Annotated in this window: 2 protein-coding genes; both read right to left on the bottom strand. The window is 42.9% G+C overall.

Features of this window, described 5'->3' with window-relative positions:
- Nucleotides 1-617 (bottom strand): hypothetical protein (locus tag GF401_20965; protein MBD3347536.1); only part of this gene is annotated, 617 nt, incomplete at its 3' end.
- Between the two features lie 36 nt (nt 618-653).
- Nucleotides 654-2243, bottom strand: a complete 1590-nt coding sequence (locus GF401_20960) for a hypothetical protein (GenBank protein ID MBD3347535.1) — start codon at nt 2241-2243, stop codon at nt 654-656.
- Nucleotides 2244-2531: the final 288 nt, after the last annotated feature.

Genomic DNA, 2531 nt, shown 5'->3' with positions numbered 1-2531 from the left:
TGAGTAGAAAACGCTGACGGAAAGTCGGATATTTGCGAAACAGTATGCTCGTGCGCTGAAGGATTAAATGATGATGGTTTATCGGTAACGTCAGTCCAGGACACCGGCCCGCCGGCGCTGGTTCCACTACTGGTATTATCGGTTCCCCAGTACCCGCGGCCGTTTGCATCGGATTTCCATACCTGACCGGAATCGCCGGCCGAATTAATCATGAATTCACCGTATTGCACTTTTGATGTACTGATTGTTCCCTGGATTTCATCCGGGGAATGGATATGGCCGATTCTCGATCTGGTATTCAGCGAGTCATCGAGATCGACTACGCTGTCAATCGAAATCGCTCCACCAAGGGAAGGTTTTGGTAGATTAGTCAAGCCACTGCCGTCACCGATAAACCTATCAGCTGCGACTTCGCCGTTCTTAATAGTAACATCGCTGCCGGCTCCCGGCGTTGAGACATAAAATTCACCATTTTGTGCATCACCCCGCCAACCGAACCGTGACGTAGGATTTGCGCCGGTAGAATCATAGAGCTGAATTGCCGAGTTCGGTTCGGCGGTCACTTTAATTGCCGTCAAATTTACCATTATTATAAGTGCAGCCAGAGTATTTCTCATTGAGGACCTCCAATTTTCTAAAAACATTTTTTCTCATTATTTTTGAATTATGATTTCAACCGGACCCAGGATTTCAATGGTATTGTTCTCATATTTTCCTGGTTGCGGGCATATTTTTTCCAGGATTTCACTTGATTCGCTCGCTTGAACAATCGCTTCGTTAATACTTGCGCCTGAGGATAACTCTCTGCAATCCTTTGTTTGAATAAATTGTGCTCCGATTGTCATATCCGAGGTCATAATAATCATTGCGGGTGTGACAGTTCCGTTAATATCCCCCTGCCATTCCCAGAATTCATAACCACTATCCGGCGCTATCGAGACAGTGACAGTATCACCCCATCGATAAGTACCGCCGGACGGCTCGAGAATAATAGAGCCGTTCTCGATTACATCGATCGAGAGATCAAATGTAGCAGGCGCAATAGTTATATGAATAACCACGGTATCCTGAAACTCTCCATCGTCGGCGACAATTTGTTCTACATACAGCCCCGAATCCCGGTTTTCTGCTTCGAATAGATATAACGTGTCATTAATAATGGCGCTTTTTCCGGAAGCATTCAGAATATTAAATATCAGGGAGTTTCTGCTGTCGAGGTCGGTTATCGTGTCTGAAAGAGATAAACGTATTGAATCACCTTCACGACCGCTGATTTTGATCGTGTCGGTTTTCCATTGTGGTGGTGAGACTCGGCTTGATACATATTCGGAACTGGAAGATATCAGGTCACCTTTATAGGATTTTACCCAGTAAAAATTTTTGCCGGGGTCATTAATTGTAAAGTATGAATTTGATGTTTGTGCAAAGGGATCGGACGATCCGTATGCTGCTGAATCGCGAAAAATATAGTAGCCGTCAACACCGACAACCGCATTCCACATTAGAATTATCCCTTGCTCGGTTTTCTGAAATGAAATATTCTGCGGAGAAGGCGGAGCATCCGGCGAAATAACTTCAATTATTTGGTGACTGCTCGTATCCTTTCCCCATTTATTTTCAGCAATGCAATAATAAAGTCCCGCATCGGATAGATTCACTGAATTTATAATGAACGTATCATTTGTCCCGTTTATTACCGGTACAGAATCTTTATGCCATTTGAATTTCATGGCCTCGCTCCCCGAGGCCTCGATGAAAAGTGTACAGGAGACCCCTTCATCGATACTGATCAGCCCTTCGGATTGGGAAACAATATGAGGCGCCAGGCCTTGAATATAGACCCATCGACTTTTTTCAAGGGATTTGTCATCAATTAATACAGCCGATAACGTCGCTAAAACGCTGTCATAAAGCGCTGTCTGATGGGTGAATGTCAAGGTGTCTTTTAATTCCGACGATATGGTTGTATCCCATTCCGACCCGAATTTGAATGTCAGTGAAGATACCAGATGGGGGAGGAGTATTGAAAGTGATATATCAACCGTATCTCCGACCGCGATGCTGTCATTTGTTGTATTGATATTAAATTCTATCCGAACATTTTCGGTACGTTCGGACGGGTCGGTTGGAGTAGTGCAGGTGAATATCAAAAGGGAAATATAGAGCAGGAGAATAAACGGGAAAAGGGAGAGCATAAGCTTTTTATTGATAAACATAATAGAAATATCCTGCACAATCGCCATGAATTCAAATGGTTATACAAACCTACACTCTTGTATTTGCCTTGTAGGATAGTCATTTAATATATAAACGGAATTACTTAAAAGCAAGTGTTCGGATATAATTCAAAATATTTACAATAATCCACCCTCTTTGAGGTTGCAGGATTAAGCATAAAGAGGCTATTTTTTAAAATCCCATCAAATTCTCAATAACCTGCTTCAGAAAATAGACATACATTACCGATGAATTCCTTTTGTCTTTTTCGATATACAGCGGCCCGAGTTCTTCATGGTCAACGAAGGTGTGAT

Source organism: Chitinivibrionales bacterium, assembly GCA_014728215.1.
GTDB lineage: Bacteria > Fibrobacterota > Chitinivibrionia > Chitinivibrionales > WJKA01 > WJKA01.
Note: the sequence above shows the minus strand (reverse complement) of the source record. Positions and strands in the feature narration are given on the sequence as shown.